Here is a 2,436-nt window from a genome sequence, read left to right as displayed (position 1 = left end):
CAACGCAGCACTAGCTAGAGCCCCAAGAGCCGCTCGGCGTTGAGGTGGCCAATCTTCTCTCGGTCACTCGGGCTGATGGGCGCGGTTTCCAGGAATGCACGGGCGGGCTGGTTAGCAGTGTAGGGATAGTCCACGGAGAAGATCAGCCGCTCGGCGCCGACTACTGAAAGCGCGCACAACAGCGGCGGGGATGTGATGTATCCGCTTGTGGTGAAGAAGATATTGGTCTGGAAGTAATCGGCTACCGGTTGGCGTAGGTGTCGGGCCATCGGGCTGAGAACGGTGTTGATCCGATCCAGCGCGAACGGGATCATCTCTCCCATGTGACCGATGATCAGCTGAAGATGAGGGAACCGGTCGAGTGTCCCGCTCACGATCAGCCGAAGGACGTGCAATGCCGTTTCCGCATGCCAGCCCCAGCCGGCAGTGGCCAGCAGGTTGGCCATGACGGGGTCGAGCCCGCGATAATAGATCTTGGCCACCGGCTCCGGCGGGAACGATGGGTGCAGGTAGATCGGCACCTGCAAGCCTTCGGCACGCTCCAGCACCGGCGCGAACTCGGCTTGGTCGAGAAAGCAGTCACCGACAGTGCCATTTATCAGGGCGCCGCGGAAGCCAAGCATGTCCACAGCACGCTCCAGTTCTGCGGCCGCGGCTTCGGGGTTGCGCATCGGCAATGCCGCGAAGCCTGCGAAGCGGTCCGGATATGCCGCAACGACATCCGCCAAAGCGTCGTTGGCCGCCTGAGTAGCGGGTAGGGCCTGAGCCCGCTCTTGAGCCTCAGCGCCCGGAACCGTGTGTGAAAGGACTTGGACGTCGATGCCCGCGGCGTCCATGTCCGCCAGCCGGCCGGTACCCACATCCTCAAGCTTCTCCTGAATGCGGGTGAGTTGGGGGTGCTCGCGCAGTTTGGCCAGTGCTTCGGGATGCTGCAGGGCCGGGTGGGAAAAGTGCTCCTCTATGGCGATAATCTTCGTCATTTGACGTCGCCTTCGATGACTTCTTTGAGGTAGTGAAGCTCGACGCGGGTGTGCTCGCGGTCCTTCTCGACACCGCCGAGTGGGTGGGTGAAGAACCATTCCAGGAAGCGGCCGAGCCGTCCGGAGGGGAAGGTGGCCCAGACGTGCGCGCTCAGGTGGACGGTGTCGCCCTCACGAGGTTCGATCCGCCAGGTGACTCCTTCGCCGATGGTGATCGGGATCCCGTGCCAGCGGTAGCGCGCGTGAGGAGCCTCCCAGGTCACCTCCGACAACGGCTCGATCCGGGTGATCTCACCAATGGCCTCGCCGGGGATGCCCGCGATCTTCTCCCGGATCCGGATCCGTGCACCCGCCTGGATGCCGCGGTCGTCGAGGCGTTCAAGACTCTCATGTTCGAAGTTGGATGCCGGCCACCATCCGTCGATGTCGCGCAGCACCTCCCATACGGCAGGGGGCGACGCCTCTATCAGGATCGATTCAGTGAACTCGAACACAGGTCGCTCCCTTGCTCGTCACCCGGATACCCAGGCGTTTTAAATCAAACTCGTACATCATTGTTCAGGTTATCAGAATTCCGGACTTACCACGCTCAGTGGGCGTTGCGCGAGTTGATGCCCCTTTCGTCCTTTGCCTTGGGGAAGGCAGGCTGGTCAGGGCGTTATCAGCTGGGCCGGGGGCGTGGCTGAGCGAACAATCCTGGCTCGGTCTCGACGAGAATGCCCTGGTTAACCAGGCGCTTGAGCTTGGCGCGGATGTTCTCGGTGTTCTTCCTCGCGATGGGCAGGTCCAGCGCCTCGCAGAGGTCACGAGCTCGTAGCGGGCGGCCGAGGTCGGCGAAGGCGCCCAGAATCTGCCGGTAGGCGGGGTGGTCGGGGACTACGAGAGGCGGTGGGGCCGGCTCGGGTCCGGGTTCGTCGGCGAGAGACAGCAGGGTCTTACGGGTGATCCGCAGGTGCTCGATCGCTTCGTGCAGTTCGCCGAGGTGCGCGGCCATGGCGTCAATCTCCGCCTGGGTCTGCTCGATCTGGCCGGTCAGGGCCCGCTCGCGGGCGTCGATCTTGTTCAACAGCCACGTGCCGGGGTCCGGCTCCTGTGCGTCTGGCCTGGTCATGTCGACCGCCACGACGGTGCGGGGGCGCGGGTCAGCCGGCGGGACATCACATCGCTCATCGCCCAGTACACCCGTGATTCGGAGCTGGCCGGCAGGTGTTCATAGTCGCGGACCAGGCGCCGGTGCAACATCAAGGTGCCGTACGTCTGCTCAACGATCCATCGTTTCGGCTGGGGGACGAACCCCTGGCCGGCGGGGTTTCGTTCGACGATCTCCACGTCGATCCCGCTCGTCTATTTCGCCGATCCCCATAGCCCTTGGCAGCGTGGCATCACCGCGCATCCCTAGATCGATGTCTCACACGACCCGGTGAACCTTCGTGGTCACCCCACTAGTGCTGCGTTC

The 2,436-nt window shown here is 63.6% G+C and carries 4 protein-coding genes; all 4 read right to left on the bottom strand.

The genetic code is table 11. The features are described from left to right. Positions 1 to 14: 14 nt before the first annotated feature. Positions 15 to 980, bottom strand: a complete 966-nt coding sequence (locus tag ACWDRB_RS67690) for an amidohydrolase family protein (protein ID WP_449912852.1) — start codon at positions 978 to 980, stop codon at positions 15 to 17. Next, positions 977 to 1,474, bottom strand: a complete 498-nt coding sequence (locus ACWDRB_RS67685) for an SRPBCC family protein (protein ID WP_449912850.1) — start codon at positions 1,472 to 1,474, stop codon at positions 977 to 979. Before ACWDRB_RS67685 ends, ACWDRB_RS67690 begins: the two co-directional genes overlap by 4 nt. Before the next feature lie 167 nt (positions 1,475 to 1,641). After that, positions 1,642 to 2,091, bottom strand: a complete 450-nt coding sequence (locus ACWDRB_RS67680; protein WP_449912847.1) for a hypothetical protein — start codon at positions 2,089 to 2,091, stop codon at positions 1,642 to 1,644. Next, positions 2,088 to 2,309 carry a hypothetical protein gene (locus ACWDRB_RS67675; protein WP_449912844.1) on the bottom strand — a complete coding sequence of 74 codons (222 nt, stop codon included), beginning with the start codon at positions 2,307 to 2,309 and terminating at the stop codon, positions 2,088 to 2,090. Before ACWDRB_RS67675 ends, ACWDRB_RS67680 begins: the two co-directional genes overlap by 4 nt. Between the last annotated feature and the right edge of the window lie 127 nt (positions 2,310 to 2,436).

Source organism: Nonomuraea sp. NPDC003707 (assembly GCF_053587055.1).
Note: the sequence above shows the minus strand (reverse complement) of the source record. Positions and strands in the feature narration are given on the sequence as shown.

Excerpts from the sequence above, each read along its gene's own strand:
- ACWDRB_RS67690 (WP_449912852.1), bottom strand. The coding sequence starts at position 980 with ATGACGAAGATTATCGCCATAGAGGAGCACTTTTCCCACCCGGCCCTG.
- ACWDRB_RS67680 (WP_449912847.1), bottom strand. The coding sequence starts at position 2,091 with ATGACCAGGCCAGACGCACAGGAGCCGGACCCCGGCACGTGGCTGTTG.